At 47.6% G+C, this 712-nt stretch carries 1 protein-coding gene; it reads left to right on the top strand.

Going from position 1 to position 712, the window contains the following annotated elements; translation table 11 throughout:
• Window positions 1-630 (top strand): tryptophan--tRNA ligase (trpS, locus tag R8N47_RS25175; protein WP_318186101.1); only part of this gene is annotated, 630 nt, incomplete at its 5' end.
• Window positions 631-712: the final 82 nt, after the last annotated feature.

Below are 712 nucleotides of genomic sequence, written 5' to 3'. Positions count from 1 at the left end.
GTGCTAATGGCAGCAGACATCCTGCTTTACGGCGCACACCAAGTGCCAGTAGGTAGCGACCAGAAGCAGCACCTAGAATTAGCGCGTGATATCGCAACGCGTTTCAACAACATTTACTCGCCAGAAAGCCCAATCTTCACGGTGCCTGAGCCATACATTCCAACGGTTAACGCGCGCGTAATGAGCCTTCAAGATGCGACGAAGAAAATGTCGAAGTCTGATGATAACCGTAAGAACGTTATCACGCTGCTTGAAGAGCCAAAATCGATCATCAAGAAGATCAACAAAGCGCAAACCGATACCGAAACGCCACCAAGCATTCGCCATGATGTTGAAAACAAAGCGGGTATTGCAAACCTAATGGGTCTTTACTCTGCAGCGACAGGCATGAGCTTTGAAGAGATTGAAGCGAAATACAAAGGCGTTGAAATGTACGGCCCATTCAAGAAAGACGTGGGTGAAGCGGTTGTTGCGATGCTTGAGCCAATTCAAGAAGAATACCGTCGTATTCGTGCAGATCGTGCGTTTATGGATGAAGTGATGAAGCAAGGCGCGGAGAAAGCATCGGCTCGCGCGGCGGAAACACTGAAAAAAGCATACGAAGCTGTCGGTTTTGTTGCTCGTCCGTAATCTCAAGTAATCCAATACCCAAAAAGCTCCACTTCGGTGGAGCTTTTTTTATGTGCTGAGAAAATTACTCAAAGGGCGTGTT

Source organism: Vibrio sp. 2132-1, from assembly GCF_033344315.1.
The sequence above is the reverse complement of the archived record's forward strand: the minus strand, read 5'-3'. Positions and strand labels throughout refer to the sequence as shown.